Raw genomic sequence first — 21885 nt, 5'->3', positions numbered from 1 at the left:
CCCGGCGGAGCCCTGCCATGTCCGAAGAAGAGACCCTTGCCGCCGCTCCCGAGGAGTCGGCCGACAGCCACTGGCCGCTGGTCCGGGTCCTCGCCGGCGTCCTCGCCAGCGCCCTGCTCGGTGGCGTCGGCCTGCCGCTCCTGGATGCCACCCACGGTCCCTGGGATGCGGCGACCCTGCTGGTGACCGGGCTGCTCGGCTGGGGCTTCGCCCTGCTGGTGACGCTCTGCGTGCGCTAGGCCGCTGACGCCGGCGCGGCCGGCAGCCGCAAGGCGAAGACCGCGCCCTCCACAGCGTTGCTGGCCGTCAGGCTGCCGCCCTGGGCCTGGACGATGGCCGAGGACACCGCCAGGCCCAGACCGAGGCCTTCGCCGACCGGCTTGGTGGTGAAGAAGGGATCGAACACCTGGTCGAGGTGCTCGGCGGCGATGCCGCCGCCGTTGTCGGCCACCTCCAGCACCCAGTGTTCGCCCTCCTGCGCGAGGCTGACCCGGACCTGCGGTCGGGGTCGCTCTGCCACGGCGTCCAGGGCGTTGCGCAGCAGGTTGACCAGCACCTGCTCCAGGCGGATGGGGTCGCCCAGCAGCCAGGCCGGACGCGGCAGCTCCAGGATCAGCTCCACGGCCAGCTCGGCGCGGCGCGCCTCCAGCAATTCCAGCGCCTGGTCCACCACCCGGGCCAGATCGACCCGTTCACGCAGACCGGCGGGGGTCTTGCGCGCATAGGTCTTGAGATGGCCGGTGAGACCGCTCATGCGGGTCAGCAGGCCATCGAGGCGTTCCAGGGCGGCGCGGGCTTCGTCCAGCCGACCGTGATCCAGCAGCAGGCGCAGACTCGCCAGGTGCATGCGCTGGGCGGTGAGCGGCTGGTTGAGTTCATGCACCAGGGCCGCCGACATCTGCCCCAGGGCGGCCAGCTTGGCGGCCTGCACCAGGCCGTCCTGGGCGGTGCGGAGTTCCGCGGTGCGGGCCTCCACCAGTTGCTCCAGCTCCAGGCGACTGCGCTGGCGCAGGCGCTGCAGGCGGCGCCGTTGCGCCCACAGGAGACCGGCGCAGACCAGCAGCAGCCAGGCGCAGGCGGCGGCCAGCGCCGCGCCCGGGCCGCCACCCTGCAGGTCGCGGGTGGGCCGCAGCAGGTGCAGGGTCCAGCCTTCGCTGGGCAGCGGCAGGCTGTCCCAGAGGTAGTCGGCGCTGCCTTCGGGAGCCTCGATGTGGGCTACATGGCGCTGCTCGCCGAGCACTAGCTGCTGGCGATAGGGCAGGGGTTGCAGGGTGCGCCTGTCGTACTGGCGGGTGGTGGCCAGTTCGGCGCGCTCGGCTGGGGTCAGCTCGCGCAGCAGGCGATAGCGCCAGGCCGGGCGATTGGCGGCAAAGACCACGCCGCGCGCATCGCTCACCAGCAGGACCTCGGGATGCTCGCCCCAGCGGGCCTCGATGGCGGGGAATTCCAGCTTGACCACCACCGCGCCGAGAAAGCGCCCCTGGGCGTCCAGCACCGCATGGGAGAGGAAATAGCCGGGAATGCCGGTGGTGACCCCCACGGCATAGAAGCGGCCGCTGCCGCCGGCGAGGGTCTCGCGAAAATAGGGCCGGAAGCCGTAGTTGTGGCCGACATAGCTGGTGGGCAGCCGCCAGTTGCTGGCGCCGATGGCCAGGCCGCTGCGATCCAGCAGCTCCAGGGTCGAGGACTGGGCGGCGGTATTGAGTCTTTCCAGCTTGAGATTGAGGCGCTCGGTGGCGGCGGCATCGGGCGGGGTGGTGAGCGCGGCGATCAGCTCCGGGTCCTGGGCCAGCACCGTTGGCAGGGCGCGAAAGCGGTCGATCAGGGTCTGCAGGCCGCTGGCATGCAGGCGCAGCTGTTCCTGGCCGAGCAGACTGGCCTCGGCCAGGCTCGCCTGTTCGGCGCGATGCCAGGCCTGGCTGCCCAGCAGCAGGCAGCCGAGCAGGGCGAGCAGCAGGACCGGCAGCAGGCGCAGGGCTGGAGGCATGACAGGGAACCGTGACCGGGATGGCCGGACGATAGCACGGCGGGGAGGGGACGGCTCAGGCCGAGGCGGCGGTGCGCTGGGCGATCTGTTCGGGCTGGAAATCGCAGGTGAAGCAGCTGCCCTCGCCGGGCACGCTGTGGATGTCCAGGCCGCCGCGATGGCGGATCAGCACGTGCTTGACGATGGCCAGGCCCAGGCCCGTCCCGCCGGTGCTGGAGGCGCGGCTGGCGTCGAGGCGATAGAAGCGCTCGGTCAGACGCGGCAGGTGGCGGGCGTCGATGCCGGGTCCGTTGTCCTGCACCGCGACGTGGGCGCCTTCGGCGTCCTGCCAGGCGCGCACCCGCACCTCGCCGCCCCCGGGGCTGTACTTGACGGCATTGAACACCAGGTTGGAAAAGCAGCTGCGCAATTCGGTCTCGCTGCCCAGCAGCGCCAGGCCCGGTTCGCACTCCAGGCTCAGGCGGTGGCCCACGGCGCCGGACAGGGCGCGGCCATCCTGCAAGATGGAGGCGAGCAGCGGCTCCAGCACCACCGGGCGGTTGTCGGCGGGATAGTCGGTGGCTTCCAGGCGCGCCAGCAGCAGCAGGTCGTCGATGGTGTGCTGCATGCGTCCGGCCTGCTGCTGCATCTGCCCCAGCGCCCGCCGCCAGCGCGGGGTGGCGTGGTCGGCGTTGTCCAGCAGGGTCTCCAGGTAGCCGGTGATGACCGTCAGCGGGGTGCGCAATTCATGGGAGACGTTGGCGACGAAATCCTTGCGCATCTGTTCCAGCTGGTGGAGGCGGGTCACGTCGCGCACCAGCAGCAGCCGATCGCCCTCGCCGAAGCGGGTGACCAGGATGTGCAGGTATTCATCGTCGTTGAGCGGCGAGGCCAGTTCCAGCGGCTCGCCGTAGTCGCCACCGAGAAAGTAGTCGGAAAAGCGCGGGTGGCGCACCAGGTTGGTGATGGGCTGGCCGAGGTCCTGGGGCTGGCGCAGGCCGAGCAGGGTTTCCGCGGCGCGATTCCACCACTCCAGGTTGCCGTGGCGATCCACCAGGATGATGGCGTCGCGCAGGGCCTCGGTGGAGGCCTGGGCGCGGCCGATGACGGCGAGCAATTCCTCGCGCTGACGCTGTTCGTGGCGCTGGCGGCGATAGAGCCGGTCGAGCACCTCGCCCCATAGCCCCTCGGCTTCCGGCGGCGCGCCCGGGGCCTCGCTCAGCAGCCAGGCGTGCAGGCGCAGCAGGTGCCTGAGGGTGACCGCCAGATAGACCGCCAGTCCCAGGGCCACCGCCAGACCGACATGGCCGAAGGGCCAGCCGGCCAAGGCGCAGCCGGCGACCACGGTCGCCAACTGGGTGGCCAGACGGGAGCGCCAGTTGATGTTCACGGCGGCGGTGATCCCGCGTCAGAGTTTGGTGGAAAAGCGATACCCGGTGCCACGCACCGTCTGTACCAGGTTCTCGTAGGTCTCGCCGAGGGCCTTGCGCAGGCGGCGGATGTGCACGTCCACGGTGCGCTCCTCGACATAGACGTTGCCGCCCCAGACCTGATCGAGCAGTTGGCCACGGGTGTAGGCGCGCTCCTGGTGGGTCATGAAGAACTGCAGCAGCCGGTACTCGGTGGGACCCATCTCGGCGGGGGCGCCGTCGATGGTCACCCGGTGGCTGATCGGATCGAGGATCAGGCCGTTGACCTCCAGCGGACCGTCGCTCTCCATGTGGCCGGTGCGGCGCAGCACGGCTTTCAGGCGCGCTACCAGCTCACGGGGCGAGAAGGGCTTGGTGATGTAGTCGTCGGCGCCGGTTTCCAGCCCCTGGACCTTGTTGTCCTCGTCGCCCTTGGCCGTGAGCATGATGATGGGGATGGCGTCGGTCAGCTCGTCGCGCTTGAGGCGGCGGGCCAGTTCCAGGCCGGAGGTGCCGGGCAGCATCCAGTCGAGCAGGATGAGATCGGGCTTGCGATCGACGATCAGGGCGTGGGCGTCCTTGCTGTTGTCCGCCTCCAGGCATTCATAGCCCGCCATTTCCAGGGCCACGGCGATCATCTCGCGAATGGGCGCCTCATCGTCGACGATCAGGATGGATTTACCCGTCATGGAGCGCTCTGCCTCTCGAGTCCTTGCAATGTGCCGTGCATTAGATAGCGCCAATATTGCAGCTATGTGACAAGGCTGTCATATCTAACTTATATCCCACAATATGGGATGACGTATCACATATTGAGATTTGCCCGCGAGGCTTCTAGAGTGAAGGCCATGAACGACAACAATTCCAACAAGGGTGAAGCGCCCAGCGGGGCCCAGGCACTGTTTCGCGGCCTGGCCGTGCTCGAGGCCGTGGCCGCCGGGGCCGACAGCCTGGCCCAGGTCGGCGCCGCCATCGGCTGCACCCGCAGCACCACCCATCGGCTGGTCGCCGCCCTGACCCAGGCCGGCTATCTGCGCCATGACGGCGGACGGCTGATCCTGGGCAGCCATCTCATCGCCCTCGGCTACCAAGCCCGCGAGCAACTGCCGCTGACCGGTGTGGCCCGGCCCCATCTGCAACGCCTGGCCCAGCACTGTGGCGACACCGTGCACCTCGGCGTGCGCGAGGGTGGCGACGTGCTCTATCTCGACAAGCTGCCGGGCAGCCGGGGGCTGGAGATGAGATCCCGGGTCGGCCTGCGCATGCCGCTGGCGCTGACCGGGGTCGGCAAGGCGCTGATGCTCGATCTCGCCGAGGGCGAGTGGGAGGCCCTCTACGGCGAAGGCGTGGCCCGGCGGACCGGCCAGCCCGGCCTGCGCGAGGACTTCCTGCCCTGGGCGGACTATTGCGCGCTGCTGCGGCGCCACGCCGCCGAGGGCTATGCCCTGGATCTGGAAGAGAACGAACTGGGCATCCGCTGCGTGGCCGCACCCATCCGCGGCGCCGACGGCGTCATCGTCGCGGCCCTGAGCGTCGCCAGTGCCATCCCCTACATGCCCGAGGCGCGGCTGCATGAACTGCAGCCCGAGGTCACCGCCTGCGCCCGGGCCATTTCCCGCGAACTCGGCTGGAGTCCCGCATGACCGCCACCCCGCACCTCATCGGCCTCGACTGGGGCACCTCGTCCCTGCGGGCCCAGCTGTTCGACGCCCAGGGCGCCGTGCTGGAAACCCGCAGCCGCCCCTGGGGCATCATGCATGTGCCGGATGGCGACTTCGCCGCGGCCTATCGCACCCTGGTGGGCGACTGGCGCGAGGCCCAGCCGGACCTGCCCGCCATCGCCTGCGGCATGGTCGGCAGCCGCGGTGGCTGGCGCGAGGTGCCCTATGCCGACTGCCCGGCCGACGTCCACAGCCTGGCCGCCGGCCTGCTGCGCCTGGACACCGGTTGCGGCGAGCTTCATCTGGTCCCCGGGGTGATGCAGCGCGGCGCCTTGCCCAACGTCCTGCGCGGCGAGGAAACCCAGGTGTTCGGCGCTCTCGAACTGGAGCCGGACCTGGCCGCCGAAGCGCTGCTGGTATTGCCCGGTACCCACAGCAAGTGGGTGCGGGTGCGTGACGGTCGCCTGACCGATTTCGCCACCTACATGACCGGCGAGCTGTTCGCCGTCCTGCGCGAGCATTCCATCCTCGGGCGACCGGCTGCCGAAGCCGGTCCCGAGGCCAACGCCGAAGCCTTCCGCCTGGGCCTGGTCACCGCCCGCGACGCCGGGGCCGAGGGCCTGTTCGGCCGGCTCTTCACCGCTCGCAGCCGGGTGCTGGCCGGCGAACTGGGCGCGGCGCACAGCCTCGACTACCTCTCCGGCCTGCTGATCGGCGAAGAGCTGCGCAGCCAGGTCGCCGCCCTCAAGGGCGCCCCCTGCCCACCCCTGGTGCTGATCGGCGACGCGGCGCTCTGCCAGCGCTATCGCGACGCCCTGGCGCTGTTCGATATCCATCAGGTCCGCCTGCTGGAGCAGGCCACCCGAGCCGGGCTCTGGCGCCTGGCCCAGGCCGCCGGCCTGCTCCCCATCACTGGAGACTCCCATGCTTGAACCCTATCTCAAGGACCTGCCGCTGATCGCCATCCTGCGCGGCGTCACCCCGGACGAGATCGTCGCGGTCGGCCGTGCCCTGTACGACGCCGGCTTTCGCGTCATCGAGATCCCGCTCAACTCGCCGCAGCCCTTCGAGAGCATCCGCCGACTGACCGCGGAGCTGGGCGAAAGCTGCCTGATCGGCGCCGGCACCGTGCTCACCGAGGCCCAGGTGGCCGAGGTGGACGCCGCCGGTGGCCGGCTGATCGTCTCGCCCAACGCCAACCCGGCGGTGATCCGTGCCAGCAAGGCTGCCGGCCTGGTCAGTGCCCCGGGCGTGGCCACCCCCTCGGAAGGTTTCGCCGCCCTCGACGCCGGCGCCGACAGCCTCAAGCTGTTTCCCGCCGAGCAACTCGGCCCGGCGGTGGTCAAGGCCTGGCGCGCGGTGTTTCCCAAGGCGCTGGCGCTCTTGCCGGTGGGCGGCATCACCCCGGACAACATGGGCCCCTACGTGGCCGCCGGCGCCAACGGCTTCGGCCTCGGCTCGGCGCTGTACAAGCCGGGCCTGAGCGCCGCCCAGGTCAGCGCCAATGCCCAGGCCTTCGCGGCGGGGTGGCGGGCGGTAAAGAACGCTTAAAGCTCGCGGTCATGGACCGCTCCTACAAGAGCCTGTAGGAGCGTTCGCAGCGGCGAACCGCCATGACCGCGAGCTGCTCAATCCCTCGATTCCAATAATTACTGTCGAGATTTCCACACCATGAAAATCACCAAACTCACCACCTATGTCGTCCCGCCGCGCTGGTGCTTTCTCAAGATCGAGACCGACGAGGGCATCCACGGCTGGGGCGAACCCGTGCTGGAAGGCCGCGCCCACAGCGTGGCGGCGGCGGTCGAGGAACTGGCCGACTACCTGATCGGCAAGGACCCGCGCAACATCGAAGACCACTGGACGGTGCTCTACCGCGGCGGCTTCTATCGCGGCGGCGGCATCCACATGAGCGCCCTGGCCGGCATCGACCAGGCGCTGTGGGACATCAAGGGCAAGGCCCTGGGCGTCCCGGTGCACGAATTGCTCGGCGGCCAGGTGCGCGACAGCATCCGCGTCTATTCCTGGATCGGTGGCGACCGCCCGGCGGAGACCGCGGCCCAGGCCCTGGAGCGCCAGGCCAAGGGGTTCACCGCCATCAAGATGAACGCCAGCGAAGAGATGCAGTTCGTCGACACCTACGACAAGGTCGACCAGGTGATCGCCAACGTCGCCGCCATCCGCGACGCCTGCGGACCGCACTTTGGCATCGGCGTGGACTTCCATGGCCGGGTGCACAAGCCCATGGCCAAGGTGCTGGTGAAGGAGCTGGAGCAGTTCCGCCTGATGTTCATCGAGGAGCCGGTGCTCAGCGAGCATCACGAGGCGCTCAAGGAGATCGCCCTGATGAGCAACACGCCCATCGCCCTGGGCGAGCGACTGTATTCGCGCTGGGACTTCAAGCGCATCCTCCAGGAAGGCTACGTCGACATCCTGCAGCCCGATCCGTCCCATGCCGGCGGCATCACCGAGACGCGCAAGATCGCCAACATGGCCGAGGCCTATGACGTGGCCATCGCCCTGCATTGTCCGCTCGGCCCCATCGCCCTGGCGGTCAATCTGCAGCTGGACGCCAACTGCTACAACGCCTTCATCCAGGAGCAGAGCCTGGGCATCCACTACAACCAGGGCAACGACCTGCTGGACTACATCAAGAATCCTGAGGTGTTCGACTACGCCGATGGCCACGTGAAGATCCCCCAGGGACCGGGGCTGGGCGTCGAGGTCAACGAGGAGTTCGTCAAGGAACAGGCCGCCATCGGCCATCGCTGGCGCAATCCGATCTGGCGGCACAAGGACGGCAGTTTCGCCGAGTGGTAAATCTTCGATTCAACGCTGCTGCGCTTGCCGGAGCGGCGTTGAAAGCCGGTTCGAAATGCTCATGCACTCGATGTGCACTCCGCTTGCTCACCGGCTTTCGCCTTGCTCCGCCTGCGCTCGCGACGCGTTGCTTTCGAAGATTGGCGCCGCTGCTCCCTCACCCCAACCCTCTCCCCAAGGGAGAGGGGGCAAGAGCAGGAGCTACGGCCCCGACGCTCGCACTGACCGTCCCCTCTCGCTGTGGGAGAGGGAGCAAGAGCGGAAGCACCTGCCTCGACTACCGCACCGACCATTCCCTCTCCCCTTGGGAGAGGGCCAGGGTGAGGGCCGCCGCGGCGCCCTGAACCCCAGACCGCAACAACGCTCGCCACAACGTCAATTACAGGACCCGAGCCATGCCAACCCCTACCCAGGCCTCCCCGGCGGCAGCCGCGGCCGCGCCGACCCTGGCCAAGCCTAGCCGGGCGCGCTTCTTCATCATGACGCTGCTGTTCGTCACCGTGGTGATCAACTACCTCGACCGCAGCAACCTCTCCATCGCCGCGCCGCACCTGGCCCAGGACCTGGGCATCGAGCCGGTGCAGATGGGGCTGATCCTCTCGGCCTTCGGCTGGACCTACGCCGCCATGCAGATCCCCGGCGGCTGGCTGGTGGACAAGGTCGCCCCGCGCATCCTCTATCCGGTGGCCATCGCGCTCTGGTCGCTGGCCACCATCGGCCTGGGTTTCGTCGGCAGCTTCATCGGCCTGATCATCCTGCGGCTCGCCGTGGGCGCCCTGGAGGCACCGGCCTATCCGATCAACAACCGGGTGGTCACCACCTGGTTTCCCGAGCGCGAGCGGGCCACCGCCATCGGCTTCTACACCTCCGGCCAGTTCGTCGGCCTGGCCTTCCTCACCCCGGTGCTGATCTACCTGCAGCAGACCTTTGGCTGGCACATGGTCTTTGTCGTCACCGGCGGCGTCGGCCTCCTCTGGGCGGTCATCTGGTACGGGATCTATCGCGAACCCAAGGATTTCCGCGGCGCCAACGCCGCCGAGGTCACGCTGATCCAGGAAGGTGGCGGTCTGGTCGATCTGGAGCAGAAGAATCGCAGCCGCGCCGCCTTCCAATGGCGTGACCTCTGGAGCGTGCTCAACAAGCGCAAGCTCTGGGGCATCTACATCGGCCAGTTCTGCCTCAACTCCACCCTCTGGTTCTTCCTCACCTGGTTCCCTACCTACCTGGTGAAATACCGCGGCATGGACTTCATCAAGGCCGGCTTCCTCGCCTCGCTGCCGTTCCTGGCCGCCTTCCTCGGCGTGATCTGCTCGGGCCTGCTGTCGGACTGGCTGGTCCGCCGCGGCGCCTCCGTGGGCCTGGCGCGCAAGCTGCCGATCATTGGCGGCCTGCTGATCTCCACCAGCATCGTCGGCGCCAACTTCGTCGACTCGCCCGCCTTGATCATCGCCTGCCTGGCGCTGGCCTTCTTCGGCAACGGCCTGGCCTCCATCACCTGGTCGATGGTCTCGGCCATGGCGCCGGAGCGACTGATCGGCCTCACCGGCGGGATGTTCAACTTCATCGGCAACCTCTCGGCCATCTGCGTGCCCATCGTCATCGGCTTCCTGGTCAAGGACGGCAGCTTCGCCCCGGCCATCGCCTTCATCGGCGTGACCGCGCTGATCGGCGCCCTCTGCTACGGTCTGGTGGTGGGCAAGGTGGAACGTCTGCCCGAATAAGGGCGACTAAAGAAGCGCTCGCAGGAGGCGCCTCCCGTCCTGGATGCGGAGGCGCTCTGCCACCGGCCTTGCCGGACCCATAACGACAACAAAGGAGTCTCCTCATGCCTCTCGCCCGCCGCACCTTTCTTGGCGTGTCCCTGGCCGCCTCGGCCGGTCTGGTCGCCAGTCGCGCCCTGGCCGACGACAAGTTTGGTCTCACCCGCAACTGGGAAGGCAAGCCGCCCATTGTCATGCCCGATCCCGCCTGGGAGATCCACGACCAGGCCTTCAAGGGCCGCCTGGGCAATGCCTTCGTCGAGCGGCTGTGGTCCGGCGGTCTCTGGACCGAAGGGCCGGTATGGATGGCCGACTGGCGCTGCCTGCTGTTCAGCGACATCCCCAATGCCCGGGTGATGCGCTGGAGCGCCGACGACGGCCATGTCAGCGTCTATGACGACCAGTCCCACAACGCCAATGGCCATACCCGTGATCGCGAGGGCCGGTTGATCAGCTGCGAGCACGACAGCCGCCGCGTCACTCGCCGCGAGTTGAACGGCAGCGTCACGGTGCTGCTCGACCGCTTCGACGGCAAGCCGCTGAACGCCCCAAACGACGTGGTGGTCGGCGCCGATGGCGCCATCTGGTTCACCGATCCGGGCTACGGCATCCTCGGCGCCTACGAGGGCCACAAGGCCGAATTCGAGCTGCCCACCAACGTCTATCGCATCGATCCCCAGGGCAAGGCCACGGTGGCGGCGGGGGATTTCGGCCGCCCCAATGGCCTGGCCCTCGCCCCCGACGGCAAGCGGCTCTACATCAGCGACACCGCTGGCGGCGGCAATCCCGGCAAGCCCAACCACCTGCGTGCCTTCACGCTGAAGGATGACGGCACCTTGAGCGGCGGCGAGGTGCTGATCGATGCCAAGGAGCAGGGCGTGATCGACGGTTTCCGCGTCGACAGCGACGGCAATCTCTGGTGCAGCTGGGCCGGCTCGGCCGAGCAGAACAGCGTGCGGGTCTTCAATCCGAGCGGCCAGCCGCTGGCCACCCTGCACCTGCCGGAAACCGTCTCCAACGTCGAATTCGGCGGCCTCAAGGGCAATCGCCTGTTCATCACCGGCGGCGGTTCGCTCTATGCCACCTATGTGAACGCCCAGCCCGCGCGGCTCTGGTAAGGGCCTCTCACCGGCCGAACCAAGGGTCGTTGGACAGGTCTGTAACAAGCGGATACGGAACGACCCGCGACAACAAGATCGCCCACAAGGCGAGCGAGGAGCCTCAGTCATGAGCAACACCACTACCAATGCCGACGGTCACGTCACCGAAAAGGCCCAGCCCAAGGCGATCTTCGCCTGCTTGATGGCCGCCTTGGCCGGTCTGATGTTCGGCCTCGACATCGGCGTCATTTCCGGCGCCACCAAATTCATCCAGCAGGAATTCCAGATCTCCGACCAGGTGATCGAATGGATCGTCTCCAGCATGATGGCCGGTGCCGCCCTGGGCGCCCTCGGCGCCGGCTCGCTGTCGGCCAAGCTGGGTCGCAAGAAGTCGCTGATGCTGGGCGCCGTGCTGTTCGTGATCGGCTCGATCCTCTGTGGCCTGGCCACCTCGCCGACCATGCTGATCTTCGCCCGCTTCCTGCTCGGCCTGGCCATCGGCATCGCCTCCTTCACCGCGCCGCTGTACCTGGCCGAGGTGGCTCCGGAAAACATCCGCGGCTCGATGATCTCGCTGTACCAGCTGATGATCACCGCCGGCATCCTGCTCGCCTTCCTCTCCAACACCGCCTTCAGCTACTACGAAGCCTGGCGCTGGATGCTCGGCATCATCGCCATCCCCGGGGTGCTGTTCCTGATCGGCGTCTTCGCCCTGCCCGACAGCCCGCGCTGGCTGATCATGGCGGGTCGCCGCGAGGAAGCGATCAAGGTCCTGCACCGGCTGCGCGGTGACGAAAAGGTCATCCAGCAGGAGGTTGCCGAGATCGAAGAGCAGCTCAAGGTCCCGCAAAAGGGCTGGTCGCTGTTCAAGGAGAATCCCAACTTCCGCCGCTCGGTAGGCCTGGGCGTGCTCCTGCAGGTGGTGCAGCAGTTCACCGGCATGAACGTGGTGATGTACTACGCGCCGCGCATCTTCGAAGGCATGGGCTACGACACCGCCGCCCAGATGTGGTTTACCGCCGCGGTCGGTCTGACCAACGTGCTGGCCACCTTCATCGCCATCTTCCTGGTCGACAAGTGGGGCCGCAAACCCATCCTCTATACCGGTTTCGTGGTCATGGCCGTGGGCCTGGGCGTGGTCGGCACCATGCTCGGCATGGGCAACCTGAGCCATGGTCAGCAGACCTTCACCGTGGTCATGCTGCTGATCTTCATCGTCGGCTTCGCCATGTCGGCCGGTCCGCTGATCTGGACCCTGTGCTCGGAAGTCCAGCCGCTCAAGGGGCGCGACTTCGGCATCGGCTGCTCCACCTTCACCAACTGGATCGCCAACATGATCGTCGGCGCCACCTTCCTGACCATGCTGGGCACCCTGGGGCAGGGCACCACTTTCTGGATCTATGCCGGACTGAACGTGGTGTTCATCTTCCTGGTGTTCCTGCTGGTACCGGAAACCAAGGGTGTCACCCTGGAACGCATCGAACGCAATCTGATGCAGGGCAAGCGCCTGCGCGATCTCGGTCAGTAGCTTCGCGCGCAACAAAAAAACGCCCGGCAATGCCGGGCGTTTCTATTAGCGATCCCAGTGCTTGTGTCTGTGCTTGGCGTGCTTCCAGCCCTTGCCGGGATGGTCGCGATAGCGGCGATCGTCGCGGCCGCTGTCGCCCAGGTTGTTGCCCAGGGCACTGCCGGCACCGCCACCCAGGGCCGCGCCCACCAGGCCACCGGTGCTGCCACCGACTCTATTGCCGATCACGTTGCCGCCCGCCGCGCCCAGACCGCCGCCGATGGCGGCCTCGGTCCGATTGCGCCGGTCAGCGCCCAGTACACCACCTGCTGCACCGCCCACGCCGGCACCGATGGCCGCACCGGTACTGCCGCCGACCTGCTGGCCGACCAGAGTACCGAGCACACCACCCACGGCGCCGCCGAGTCCGGCTTCGGTATTGCCCGCATAAGCCGGGGCAACGCCCGCCAGGGCAAGCAACAAGAACAGGGCTGAAGGTTTCATGGAGTCCACTCCGTGGTAGAGACGAGCCGATCCTCGGCAAAAATCGCTGCCCTGGCAAGTACCGAACGGTCGTTTGAATGGTAAAGGTTGTCTTTACCCAATCCTTTGATTTCCCTGAACAAACCTATACGCGAAGAGCGGGTCTCGCACCTTTGATGGCGTCTGGAACAGGGTCTGCAGCCTGGCGCGAGCTGGTCTAGACTCAAGACGATCGCGCTGCCAGGGGGACTCCATGATCCGCGCTCGTCTGTTGTCTGGCTGTCTCCTATTTCTTGCCAGTGCCAGCGTCTCGGCCTGGGAATACACCCTCATCGCCCCCGACAAGCCGGTGCAGAACTGGAGCATCAGCAGCGATCGCCTGGGTCTGCGCGATGGCCTGGTCTTTACCGTCGGCATGCACCGCCTGAGTGGCGGGCGCCAGGAGGGCTCGGTGCTGATCGAGATCGATACCGGCGCTATGCAACTCACCGTGGTGGCGACCCGCGGCATGAACGTCTTGCGCGCCCAGGCCGGCACCCTGCGACTGGGCTGGGATTCCCCGGTACGCGAGGTGGTCAATCCGGCCTTCGTCAATCTGGAAAGCCGCAATGGCCTGGGCTGGCTGGAAGGCTTCAACGAACTGGTGGCGCGTGCCGGTTTCGAGTGGGTCGGCCATCCGGGCCTGGACCGGGGGCAACTGCTGACCCTGCATGGCCGGGCCAGCTACCTGCCGGCCAGCCAGGTGGTGCTGACCATCGACGAACAGCCGCCGCACCGCATCAGCCTCAGGGGCGTGCTGCACGAAGAGGCCTTCAAGCAGGCCAACTTCCGCATCGACACCGAACTGGTTACCCACGCGGGGGCCGCCGGTTTCACCCTGCACGACCGCCTGACCAACCAGGGGGCGCATACCGCCGAGTACCAGGTGCTCTATCACAGCAACTTCGGTCCGCCGCTGCTCGGCGAGGGCTCCCGGTTCGCCGCTCCGGTGCGGGAGGTGTCACCCTTCGATGCGCGGGCACGCCAGGAGCTGGGGGAATGGCAGGCCTATCGCGCGCCCACGCCGGGCTATGGCGAGACGGTCTACAACCTCTATCCCTGGGGCGACGATCAGGGGCGCAGCCTGGCGGTGCTGCACGATCGCAGTGCCCACCAGGGCGTGGCGCTGGCCTTCAATGTGCGGGAGCTGCCGGTCTTCACCCTGTGGAAGAACACCGATGCCACGGCCCAGGGCTATGTCACCGGCTTGGAACCGGGCACCAGCTTTTCCTACAACCGCGGCCAGCAGCGGGCGCTGGGGCTGGTGCCGCGGATCGAAGCCGGCGGCACGCGCGACTTCACCCTCGATTATCGGTTGCTGGCCACCGCCGCCGAGGTCCGGCAGGCGTTGGCGCAGGTCGAAGGCATTCGCCACGGACGGCCGACCAGGGTGCGGGAGGCGCCGCTGGCCCAGGAGCCCTAGCGGTAGGGCTAGCGCCGCGCGGGCAACGGCCGGGTGCGACCGCTGCCATCGATGGCGACAAAGACGAACACCGCCTCGGTCACCTTGCTCCATTCGCTGGACAGCGGATCGTCGCTCCAGACCTCGATGAGGATCTGGATGGAGCTGCGGCCCACCTCCAGGGTGTTGGTATAGAAGGAGAGCTGTGCGCCCACGGGCACCGGCGTCATGAAGGCCATGCGGTCGATGGCCACCGTGGCCACGCGGCCAGCCGCCAGGCGACTGGCCATGGCGCTGCCGGCCAGGTCCATCTGGGCCACCAGCCAGCCGCCGTAGATGTCGCCGAAGCCGTTGGTCTCGCGGGGCAGAGCGGTGATCTGCATGGCCAGGTCGCCCTGGGGGATGGGATCTTCTTGTTCGAGCTCTTCGATCATGACAGGGCCCTCGGGAGCCCGGATAGGTAGGTAACGTTCAGCATCTGCACGCAAGAATGCTGCCAATCTCTCTGGGGAGATCGTTAGGGGGCTACAGTATAACGCCTGGGGCAGGGCGGCTCGACCGCTTTTGCACCAGCATGGAACAGTCATGGCCCGGCAGATGAGCCCTGAATGGGCACTGAATGAATAGCGGAAATTCCTTGCAGATTTGCTATCGTGGAGACCGTGCACGGCCAGGCAATCCAGAGGGTCGTGCACGTCCGATGATCAGGTAATGATCGGTAGACCTGCTGCTGCCGTGCTCCACAAGAGCGCAGGCGGCGCGGTGCAGGTCCGGCGCCCATCCGGCGACCCGCCCGATCCCTGCCAGCCGCCCCAGGCGGACGGTCACTCGGGGCCGCGTCTTGTCCGCTACACCCGGAGGGATGCCAGAGGCCGAATTTCCTTTGCGCTCCTCTCTTGTCCGGGATCCTCGATGAAACTGCAATCCGCCTCCGCGCCGCTCACGTCGCGCCCTCTGGGCCGCAACGACTACAAGACCCTCTCGCTGTCCGCCCTGGGCGGTGCGCTGGAGTTCTACGACTTCGTCATCTTCGTCTTCTTCGCCGCCGTGGTGGGGAAGCTGTTCTTTCCCGCCGACATGCCCGACTGGCTGCGGCAGATGCAGACCTTCGGCATCTTCGCCGCGGGTTACCTGGCACGCCCGCTGGGCGGCATCATCATGGCCCACTTCGGTGACCTGCTCGGGCGCAAGAAGATGTTCACTCTGAGCATCTTCATGATGGCGCTGCCGACCCTGGGCATGGGCCTGATGCCCACCTACGCCCAGATCGGCGTGGCCGCGCCGATCCTGCTGCTGGTGCTGCGCATCATCCAGGGCGCGGCCATCGGCGGCGAGGTGCCCGGTGCCTGGGTGTTCGTCTCGGAACACGTCCCCGGCAAGCACGTCGGCTATGCCTGCGGCACCCTGACCGCCGGCCTCACCTTCGGCATTCTGCTCGGCTCGCTGATGGCGACCCTGATCAATACCGTCTTCACTCCGCTGGAGGTGGCCGACTACGCCTGGCGCTTCCCCTTCATCATCGGCGGTGTCTTCGGCCTGTTCTCGGTCTACCTGCGCCGCTGGCTGCACGAGACGCCGGTGTTCGCCGAACTGGCGATCCACAAGTCGCTGGCCGAGGAAGTGCCGCTCAAGGCGGTGCTGCGCGACCATCGCAGCAGCGTGATCCTGTCCATGCTGCTGACCTGGATGCTCACCGCCGGCATCGTGGTGGTCATCCTCATGACCCCGACCCTGCTGCAGACCCAGTACGGCTTCTCCGCCGCCATGGCGCTCAAGGCCAACAGTCTGGCCATCGTCTTCCTGACCCTGGGTTGCATCGTTTCCGGCGCCCTGTCCGATCGCTTCGGCAGCGGTCCGGTGTTCATCGTCGGCGGCCTGATCCTGGCGCTGGCCAGCTGGTCGCTCTATGCCGGTCTGAAGGTCCATCCGGAATGGCTTTTCCCGCTCTATGCCTTTGCCGGTGCGGCGGTCGGCGTCATCGGCGGCGTGCCGCGGGTGATGGTGCTGGCCTTCCCGCCCAAGGTGCGCTTCTCGGGGCTGTCGTTCTCCTACAACGTTGCCTACGCCATCTTCGGCGGCCTGACGCCCATGGTCGTCACCCTGATGCTCAAGGAGCATCCGCTGGGCCCGGCCTGGTACGTCATGGGGCTGGCCCTGCTGGGCGTGGGTATCGGCTGCTACCTGCTCAGCCGCGAGCGCCGCGCCGCCGCCCTGGCGCCCGCCTGACCCCGACCGCTCACGCCGCCCGCACCGGCGGCGTGAACGGGTTCGCCAGGCCGACCCGCCAGGGCGACCTCGGCATGGCCAAAAACGCCATCCCCACAGACGCCGTGCTTCGCGAGGACTAGGCTCGAACCGCTAGAGCCAGTCCAACAACAACAGCGAGGTGCAACATGTCCGGTAATCGTGGCGTCGTCTATCTGGGCGCGGGCAAGGTCGAGGTGCAGACCATCCCCTACCCGAAGATGGAAACCCCGCAGGGCAAGCGTATCGACCACGGCGTCATCCTGCGCGTGGTCTCCACCAATATCTGTGGTTCCGACCAGCACATGGTGCGTGGCCGGACCACCGCGCCCGAAGGCCTGGTGCTCGGCCACGAGATCACCGGTGAGGTCATCGAAGCGGGCCGTGACGTCGAGACCCTCAAGGTCGGCGATCTGGTTTCGGTACCCTTCAACGTCGCCTGCGGTCGCTGCCGTACCTGCAAGGAGCAGGACACCGGCGTCTGCCTGACCGTCAATCCCTCGCGCGCCGGCGGTGCCTATGGCTACGTCGACATGGGCGGCTGGGTCGGCGGCCAGGCCGAATACGTGCTGGTCCCCTATGCCGACTTCAACCTGCTCAAGCTGCCGAATCGCGATGCGGCCATGGAAAAGATCCGTGACCTGACCTGCCTGTCCGACATCCTGCCCACCGGCTACCACGGCGCCGTCACCGCCGGCGTCGGCCCGGGCACCAGCGTCTATGTGGCCGGTGCCGGCCCCGTGGGCCTGGCCGCTGCCGCCTCGGCCCGCCTGCTGGGCGCCGCCGTGGTCATCGTCGGCGACGTCAATCCGGTGCGCCTGGCTCACGCCAAGGCCCAGGGCTTCGAGATCGCCGACCTGTCCCTGGATACTCCGCTGCACGAGCAGATCGCCGCGCTGCTGGGCACGCCGGAAGTGGATTGCGCCGTGGATGCCGTCGGCTTCGAAGCCCGTGGCCATGGTCACGAAGGCGCCAAGAGCGAGGCTCCGGCCACGGTGCTGAACTCGCTGATGGGCATCGTGCGGGTGGCCGGCAAGATCGGCATCCCCGGTCTGTACGTCACCGACGATCCGGGCGCGGTCGACGCCGCCGCCAAGCAGGGTGCCCTGAGCATCCGCTTCGGTCTGGGCTGGGCCAAGTCCCACAGCTTCCACACCGGCCAGACCCCGGTGATGAAGTACAACCGCCAGCTGATGCAGGCCATCATGTGGGATCGCATCAAGATCGCCGACATCGTCGGCGTGCAGGTGATCACCCTGGACGAGGCCCCGCGCGGCTACAGCGAGTTCGATGCGGGCGTACCGAAGAAATTCGTCATCGATCCGCACAAGCTGTTCAGCGCGGCCTGACCATCGCGCCGAGGGTTTTGTCCGGGAATGCTGGCCATTTGGCATTCTCGGGCAAAGCCTGCAGTCGTTTGCCACACCAAAGGGTCTACCCTCGCAGCGTCCGATTCGGGCGCTGTTTTTTTTGGTGCTACAGACGAGGCCAGTATGACCCCGAATGTCCTTTCGACCCTTCGCCGTATCCTCCCCTCACTGCTCGTGGCGTCCGTGCTGCTGCTGGGCAGCAACCTGGCCCGTGCCGAGGGCGGTGTGTCCTTTCGCTTTGCCGAAGAAGGGCAGGGTTGGATGCTGCGCGGCCCGGTCGATGTCCTCAAGTGGCCCTTCGTCTATGACCGCAGTCGTGAACGCGTGCGCAACACCCTGGTACGGCTGGACGGCGATACCCAGGTGCGGGTGATCGAGACCCGCTCCTTCCAGCGCTGGAAGCGCATCGAGCTGCAGCAGGATGGCCGTACGGTGCTGGGCTGGGTGGAAAGTTATAGCGTGCCCGAAGCCATGCGCCTCGACTGATCGGGAGCAAAAGGCCACCGCCACCAGTCACACCTCTGGTATCCCACTCATTCCAGAGGAGCGACGCATGTCCGCGATCACCCGTCTTCAGCTCAACGACGGTCACCACATTCCGCAATTTGGTCTGGGGGTCTGGCAGACCCCGGCCGAAGAGACCGCCCAGGTGGTCAAGACGGCCCTCGACCTGGGCTACCGACACATAGATACCGCTGCCATCTACGGCAATGAAGAGGGTGTGGGCAAGGCCATCGCCCAGGCCGGTCTGCCGCGTGACGAGCTGTTCGTCACCACCAAGCTGTGGAATGCCGACCAGGGCTACGACAGCGCCCTGCGCGCCTTCGACACCAGCCTGGCCAAGCTGGGCCTGGAGCATGTCGACCTCTACCTGATCCACTGGCCACTGCCGGAAAAGGGCTTGTTCCTCGACAGCTGGAAGGCGCTGATCGAATTGCGCAACCAGGGTCGGGTGAAGTCCATCGGCGTATCCAACTTCCGTCAGGCCGATATCGAGACGCTGCTGACCGAGACCGGCGTGGTGCCGGTGGTCAACCAGATCGAGTGCCATCCGCTGCTGCAGCAGCAGGAGTTGCGCGACTTCAACACCTACAAGGGCATCGCCACCGAGGCCTGGAGTCCGCTGGCCCAGGGTGGCGAGCTGCTCGGCAGCCCGGTGCTGCAGCAACTGGCCGCCAAGCACGGCAAGACACCGGCCCAGGTGGTGCTGCGCTGGCATATCCAGCTCGGCAACATCATCTTCCCCAAATCCAAGACGCCCAAGCGCATCGAAGAGAACATGCAGATCTTCGACTTCACCCTGGACGACGAGGACCTGCGGCAGATCGCCGGGCTGAATCAGGACAAGCGCCTCGGTCCCGATCCCGCCACCTTCAACGGCTGACGTGCATGGGGCGCCGCGATGAGCGGCGCCTCTGTATGCCTGGCGTGCAAGGCGCCAGTGCCTGTATGCTGCGCGGCCCTTTCGGGACACCTCATGCCGGATCGGCATAGGGCAGGCGACAGCGGCATTAGACATACCCCGTTACCCTCTGGCAAAAGTGTGACGCCTTGGTGCTCCTCGTCCTTTTCGAGCACCGTTTCCGCAGCCTGAACGCACCCTGCACGTTGGCGTTGCATGCGCTTTGCGCATCACGACCCGGCACGGTGACGTTCGTCCCGAACTCCATCCAAATAGAACAAAGGTGTCGGTACATGACCAAGCCCAAGCTCAGCCTCGCGTGGCAGATCCTTATCGGCCTCGTGCTGGGGATCGCCGTCGGCGCACTGCTCAATCACTTCAGCGCCGAGAAGGCCTGGTGGATCTCGAACGTCCTCAAGCCGGCCGGCGACATCTTCATCCGGCTGATCAAGATGATCGTGGTGCCCATCGTCATCGCCACCCTGGTGGTCGGCATCGCCGGCGTCGGCGACTCCAAGAAGCTCGGTCGCATCGGCCTCAAGACCATCCTCTACTTCGAGATCGTCACCACCCTGGCCATCGTCGTCGGCCTGTTCTTCGCCGACAGCGTGCAACCCGGTGCCGGCATCGACATGAGCACCCTGGGCACCACCGACATCTCCCAGTACCAGAAGACCACCGCGGAAGTGCAGCATGACCACGCCTTCATCGCCACCATCCTCAACCTGATCCCGTCCAACGTCTTCGCCGCCGTCGCCCGTGGCGAGATGCTGCCGATCATCTTCTTCGCGGTGATGTTCGGCCTGGGCCTGGGCGCCCTGCCGGAAGCCACCCGCGAGCCGGTGGTGCGCGTCTTCCAGGGCATTTCCGAGGCCATGTTCAAGGTCACCCACATGATCATGAACTACGCCCCCATCGGCGTCTTCGCACTGATCGCGGTGACCGTAGCCAACTTCGGCTTCGCCTCCCTGCTGCCGCTGGCCAAGCTGGTAGTGCTGGTCTACGTCGCCATCGGCTTCTTCGCCCTCGGCGTGCTGGGTCTGGTGGCCAAGCTGTTCGGCTTCTCGATCTTCCGCATCATCCGCATCCTCAAGGACGAGCTGATCCTGGCCTATTCCACCGCCAGTTCGGAAACCGTGCTGCCGCGCATCATCGAGAAGATGGAGGCCTATGGCGCGCCCAAGGCCATCACCAGCTTCGTGGTGCCCACCGGCTACTCCTTCAACCTGGACGGCTCCACCCTCTACCAGAGCATCGCGGCGCTGTTCATCGCCCAGCTCTATGGCATCGACCTGTCGCTGAGCCAGCAACTGCTGCTGGTGCTGACCCTGATGGTCACCTCCAAGGGCATCGCCGGCGTACCGGGCGTCTCCTTCGTGGTGCTTCTGGCCACCCTGGGCAGCGTTGGCATCCCGCTGGAAGGCCTGGCCTTCATCGCCGGTGTGGATCGCATCATGGACATGGCGCGCACCGCCCTGAACGTGATCGGCAACGCCCTGGCCGCGCTGGTCATCGCCAAGTGGGAGGGCCTCTACGACGCCGAGAAGGGCGCCGCCTACTGGGCAGCCCTGCCGCACCTGAAGAGCACCGCCAAGGTCGAGGAGCGTCCTCAGGCCACGCGCGGTGAAGCTCTGCGCGACTGAGGGTATCGCCTTTCGCGTCCAGAGCCCGGCCGGTGTGGTGTTTGAGAAGTTCGCGCAAGAATTGGTGAGTGATTTTTTGGTCTGGGCCAGGCGCCGCGACTAGTCATAGCAGAGCTATGGCAAGGAGTGGCAACGCCGACCAGGCCTAAAAAGCGCCGCCAAAATTGTGCAGTCAACTTCTCAAGCACCACACATTGCCGGGCTCCGTCGTTTCAGCGGTCGAGAATGGCCGCGTAGCCTTCGCGATAGCTGGGGTAGCGGGGCGTCCAGCCCAGCGCCCGGGCGCGGGCGTTGCTGCACCTCTTGCTGCCGGCGCGGCGCAGCTGGGCTTCGTCGGACCAGAAGGTGATGCCCAGGCGCGCCCGCAGCCAGTCCACCACCTCGTCCAGCGGCGCCGGATCATCGTCCACGCCCAGATAGAGAGCGTCCAGGGCGACGCCTTCGCGATCCCGCTGCAGCAGCAGCGCCAGCAGGCCGGCGGCGTCCTCGACGTGGATGCGATTGCCATACAACGGCGGTTCGCGGGTCACCCGGGAGCCCTCGCGCACCTGGCGCAGCAGCGCCTCGCGGCCCGGGCCATAAATGCCGGTCAGGCGGACCACGCTGGCGGGCAGGCCGCCGCCCAGCGCCAAATCCTCCGCCTCGCGCAGGATGCGCCCGGAAAAGCGCTCGGGTTCGGCGGGGGCGGTCTCGTCGACCCAGGCGCCATCGCCCTGGGCATAGACGCCGCTGCTGGAGACGAACAGCAGGCGTTGCGGATGCTGGTCGCAGGCGGCCAGCCAACCCAGCAGGTGGCGCAGGCCATCGACATAGGCGGCGCGATAGCCGGCTTCGTCATGGTGGGTCGCGGCGGTGGCATAGACCACCTGGTCAAGGGGCTCCCGCGGCCAGGCGGCCGGTGGCGTGGGGACGGCCAGATCGCCCGCGACCGGCAGCAACTGGGCGGGGAGGGCGGCGACGTTGCGTCTGAGGCCGAAGACGCGATGGCCCTGGGCGACCAGTTGCAGACCAAGACGGCTGCCGACATCGCCGCAACCGGCGATCAGGATGGTGCTCATCGGTGTTTCCTTCTGCAAAGG

The 21885-nt window shown here is 67.0% G+C and carries 20 protein-coding genes; 14 read left to right on the top strand and 6 right to left on the bottom strand.

What is annotated here, in order from left to right; translation table 11 throughout:
- The first annotated feature begins 17 nt into the window (after positions 1 to 17).
- Entirely contained in the window at positions 18 to 239 is a 222-nt protein-coding gene (locus PVZ72_RS16035; protein ID WP_273862450.1) for a hypothetical protein, read from the top strand.
- Here PVZ72_RS16035 and PVZ72_RS16030 read toward each other — a convergent pair.
- From PVZ72_RS16030 to phoB, 3 genes are read right to left on the bottom strand one after another with little or no spacing between them, the layout of a single operon-like run.
- Positions 236 to 1987 carry a sensor histidine kinase gene (locus tag PVZ72_RS16030; RefSeq protein WP_273862449.1) on the bottom strand — a complete coding sequence of 584 codons (1752 nt, stop codon included), beginning with the start codon at positions 1985 to 1987 and terminating at the stop codon, positions 236 to 238. The two genes, PVZ72_RS16035 and PVZ72_RS16030, sit on opposite strands and share 4 nt — an antisense overlap.
- 55 nt (positions 1988 to 2042) lie before the next feature.
- A complete protein-coding gene (gene phoR / locus PVZ72_RS16025) occupies positions 2043 to 3356 on the bottom strand; it encodes a phosphate regulon sensor histidine kinase PhoR (RefSeq protein WP_273862448.1) in 1314 nt (437 codons plus the stop codon).
- Positions 3357 to 3374: 18 nt separating this feature from the next.
- Complete coding sequence (gene phoB / locus PVZ72_RS16020) at positions 3375 to 4064, bottom strand: phosphate regulon transcriptional regulator PhoB (protein WP_133860036.1); 690 nt, start codon at positions 4062 to 4064, stop codon at positions 3375 to 3377.
- Positions 4065 to 4223: 159 nt separating this feature from the next.
- Here phoB and PVZ72_RS16015 point away from each other — a divergent pair, with 159 nt between their 5' ends.
- From PVZ72_RS16015 to PVZ72_RS15985, 7 genes are all read left to right on the top strand, one after another.
- Entirely contained in the window at positions 4224 to 5018 is a 795-nt protein-coding gene (locus PVZ72_RS16015; protein WP_273862447.1) for an IclR family transcriptional regulator, read from the top strand.
- On the top strand, positions 5015 to 5968 hold the full coding sequence (locus PVZ72_RS16010) for a 2-dehydro-3-deoxygalactonokinase (RefSeq protein ID WP_273862446.1): 954 nt from the start codon (positions 5015 to 5017) through the stop codon (positions 5966 to 5968). The genes PVZ72_RS16015 and PVZ72_RS16010 overlap by 4 nt, the downstream gene beginning before the upstream one ends.
- Complete coding sequence (locus PVZ72_RS16005; RefSeq protein WP_273862445.1) at positions 5961 to 6587, top strand: 2-dehydro-3-deoxy-6-phosphogalactonate aldolase; 627 nt, start codon at positions 5961 to 5963, stop codon at positions 6585 to 6587. The genes PVZ72_RS16010 and PVZ72_RS16005 overlap by 8 nt, the downstream gene beginning before the upstream one ends.
- A 120-nt stretch (positions 6588 to 6707) precedes the next feature.
- Positions 6708 to 7856 (top strand): galactonate dehydratase, encoded by a 1149-nt coding sequence (gene dgoD / locus PVZ72_RS16000; protein ID WP_017642356.1) that lies wholly within the window; start codon positions 6708 to 6710, stop codon positions 7854 to 7856.
- A 395-nt stretch (positions 7857 to 8251) separates the two neighbouring features.
- Positions 8252 to 9577 (top strand): MFS transporter, encoded by a 1326-nt coding sequence (locus PVZ72_RS15995; RefSeq protein ID WP_273862444.1) that lies wholly within the window; start codon positions 8252 to 8254, stop codon positions 9575 to 9577.
- Between the two features lie 104 nt (positions 9578 to 9681).
- Positions 9682 to 10734: an SMP-30/gluconolactonase/LRE family protein gene (locus PVZ72_RS15990; RefSeq protein ID WP_273862443.1), complete on the top strand. Its 1053-nt coding sequence runs from the start codon at positions 9682 to 9684 to the stop codon at positions 10732 to 10734.
- 109 nt (positions 10735 to 10843) lie between these two features.
- The gene (locus tag PVZ72_RS15985; RefSeq protein WP_064309180.1) at positions 10844 to 12244 is read left to right on the top strand and encodes a sugar porter family MFS transporter; all 1401 of its coding nucleotides are present in this window, start codon (positions 10844 to 10846) and stop codon (positions 12242 to 12244) included.
- 45 nt (positions 12245 to 12289) lie between these two features.
- Here PVZ72_RS15985 and PVZ72_RS15980 read toward each other — a convergent pair whose 3' ends face one another.
- Positions 12290 to 12727 carry a hypothetical protein gene (locus PVZ72_RS15980; protein ID WP_017642352.1) on the bottom strand — a complete coding sequence of 146 codons (438 nt, stop codon included), beginning with the start codon at positions 12725 to 12727 and terminating at the stop codon, positions 12290 to 12292.
- Between the two features lie 232 nt (positions 12728 to 12959).
- Between PVZ72_RS15980 and PVZ72_RS15975 the strand changes: the two genes are divergently transcribed.
- On the top strand, positions 12960 to 14168 hold the full coding sequence (locus tag PVZ72_RS15975) for an aldose 1-epimerase family protein (protein WP_273862442.1): 1209 nt from the start codon (positions 12960 to 12962) through the stop codon (positions 14166 to 14168).
- 8 nt (positions 14169 to 14176) lie between these two features.
- Here the strand turns inward: PVZ72_RS15975 and PVZ72_RS15970 are convergent, their stop codons facing one another.
- Entirely contained in the window at positions 14177 to 14578 is a 402-nt protein-coding gene (locus PVZ72_RS15970; protein ID WP_026083995.1) for an acyl-CoA thioesterase, read from the bottom strand.
- Between the two features lie 481 nt (positions 14579 to 15059).
- Here PVZ72_RS15970 and PVZ72_RS15965 point away from each other — a divergent pair, with 481 nt between their 5' ends.
- The 5 genes from PVZ72_RS15965 (at position 15060) to gltP (ending at position 20806) form a co-directional block, all read left to right on the top strand.
- Positions 15060 to 16373 carry an MFS transporter gene (locus PVZ72_RS15965; protein WP_187980600.1) on the top strand — a complete coding sequence of 438 codons (1314 nt, stop codon included), beginning with the start codon at positions 15060 to 15062 and terminating at the stop codon, positions 16371 to 16373.
- 167 nt (positions 16374 to 16540) lie between these two features.
- Complete coding sequence (gene fdhA / locus PVZ72_RS15960) at positions 16541 to 17740, top strand: formaldehyde dehydrogenase, glutathione-independent (RefSeq protein WP_133860026.1); 1200 nt, start codon at positions 16541 to 16543, stop codon at positions 17738 to 17740.
- Between the two features lie 144 nt (positions 17741 to 17884).
- Positions 17885 to 18247 (top strand): hypothetical protein, encoded by a 363-nt coding sequence (locus tag PVZ72_RS15955; protein WP_187980599.1) that lies wholly within the window; start codon positions 17885 to 17887, stop codon positions 18245 to 18247.
- 67 nt (positions 18248 to 18314) lie between these two features.
- A complete protein-coding gene (locus PVZ72_RS15950) occupies positions 18315 to 19145 on the top strand; it encodes an aldo/keto reductase (RefSeq protein WP_133860024.1) in 831 nt (276 codons plus the stop codon).
- A 311-nt stretch (positions 19146 to 19456) separates the two neighbouring features.
- On the top strand, positions 19457 to 20806 hold the full coding sequence (gene gltP / locus PVZ72_RS15945) for a glutamate/aspartate:proton symporter GltP (RefSeq protein WP_133860023.1): 1350 nt from the start codon (positions 19457 to 19459) through the stop codon (positions 20804 to 20806).
- A 212-nt stretch (positions 20807 to 21018) separates the two neighbouring features.
- Here gltP and PVZ72_RS15940 read toward each other — a convergent pair whose 3' ends face one another.
- Positions 21019 to 21864: an NAD-dependent epimerase/dehydratase family protein gene (locus tag PVZ72_RS15940; RefSeq protein WP_273862441.1), complete on the bottom strand. Its 846-nt coding sequence runs from the start codon at positions 21862 to 21864 to the stop codon at positions 21019 to 21021.
- Between the last annotated feature and the right edge of the window lie 21 nt (positions 21865 to 21885).

The organism is Pseudomonas sp. LA5 (assembly GCF_028640825.1).
GTDB lineage: Bacteria > Pseudomonadota > Gammaproteobacteria > Pseudomonadales > Pseudomonadaceae > Chryseomonas > Chryseomonas aestiva.
Note: the sequence above shows the minus strand (reverse complement) of the source record. Positions and strands in the feature narration are given on the sequence as shown.

What these genes read in the sequence shown, in the direction of transcription:
- PVZ72_RS16035 (WP_273862450.1), top strand. Translation starts at nt 18, where the DNA reads ATGTCCGAAGAAGAGACCCTTGCCGCCGCTCCCGAGGAGTCGGCCGAC.
- PVZ72_RS16030 (WP_273862449.1), bottom strand. Translation starts at nt 1,987, where the DNA reads ATGCCTCCAGCCCTGCGCCTGCTGCCGGTCCTGCTGCTCGCCCTGCTC.
- phoB (WP_133860036.1), bottom strand. Translation starts at nt 4,064, where the DNA reads ATGACGGGTAAATCCATCCTGATCGTCGACGATGAGGCGCCCATTCGC.
- PVZ72_RS16015 (WP_273862447.1), top strand. Translation starts at nt 4,224, where the DNA reads ATGAACGACAACAATTCCAACAAGGGTGAAGCGCCCAGCGGGGCCCAG.
- PVZ72_RS16010 (WP_273862446.1), top strand. Translation starts at nt 5,015, where the DNA reads ATGACCGCCACCCCGCACCTCATCGGCCTCGACTGGGGCACCTCGTCC.
- PVZ72_RS16005 (WP_273862445.1), top strand. Translation starts at nt 5,961, where the DNA reads ATGCTTGAACCCTATCTCAAGGACCTGCCGCTGATCGCCATCCTGCGC.
- dgoD (WP_017642356.1), top strand. Translation starts at nt 6,708, where the DNA reads ATGAAAATCACCAAACTCACCACCTATGTCGTCCCGCCGCGCTGGTGC.
- PVZ72_RS15995 (WP_273862444.1), top strand. Translation starts at nt 8,252, where the DNA reads ATGCCAACCCCTACCCAGGCCTCCCCGGCGGCAGCCGCGGCCGCGCCG.
- PVZ72_RS15990 (WP_273862443.1), top strand. Translation starts at nt 9,682, where the DNA reads ATGCCTCTCGCCCGCCGCACCTTTCTTGGCGTGTCCCTGGCCGCCTCG.
- PVZ72_RS15985 (WP_064309180.1), top strand. Translation starts at nt 10,844, where the DNA reads ATGAGCAACACCACTACCAATGCCGACGGTCACGTCACCGAAAAGGCC.
- PVZ72_RS15980 (WP_017642352.1), bottom strand. Translation starts at nt 12,727, where the DNA reads ATGAAACCTTCAGCCCTGTTCTTGTTGCTTGCCCTGGCGGGCGTTGCC.
- PVZ72_RS15975 (WP_273862442.1), top strand. Translation starts at nt 12,960, where the DNA reads ATGATCCGCGCTCGTCTGTTGTCTGGCTGTCTCCTATTTCTTGCCAGT.
- PVZ72_RS15965 (WP_187980600.1), top strand. Translation starts at nt 15,060, where the DNA reads ATGAAACTGCAATCCGCCTCCGCGCCGCTCACGTCGCGCCCTCTGGGC.
- fdhA (WP_133860026.1), top strand. Translation starts at nt 16,541, where the DNA reads ATGTCCGGTAATCGTGGCGTCGTCTATCTGGGCGCGGGCAAGGTCGAG.
- PVZ72_RS15955 (WP_187980599.1), top strand. Translation starts at nt 17,885, where the DNA reads ATGACCCCGAATGTCCTTTCGACCCTTCGCCGTATCCTCCCCTCACTG.
- PVZ72_RS15950 (WP_133860024.1), top strand. Translation starts at nt 18,315, where the DNA reads ATGTCCGCGATCACCCGTCTTCAGCTCAACGACGGTCACCACATTCCG.
- gltP (WP_133860023.1), top strand. Translation starts at nt 19,457, where the DNA reads ATGACCAAGCCCAAGCTCAGCCTCGCGTGGCAGATCCTTATCGGCCTC.
- PVZ72_RS15940 (WP_273862441.1), bottom strand. Translation starts at nt 21,864, where the DNA reads ATGAGCACCATCCTGATCGCCGGTTGCGGCGATGTCGGCAGCCGTCTT.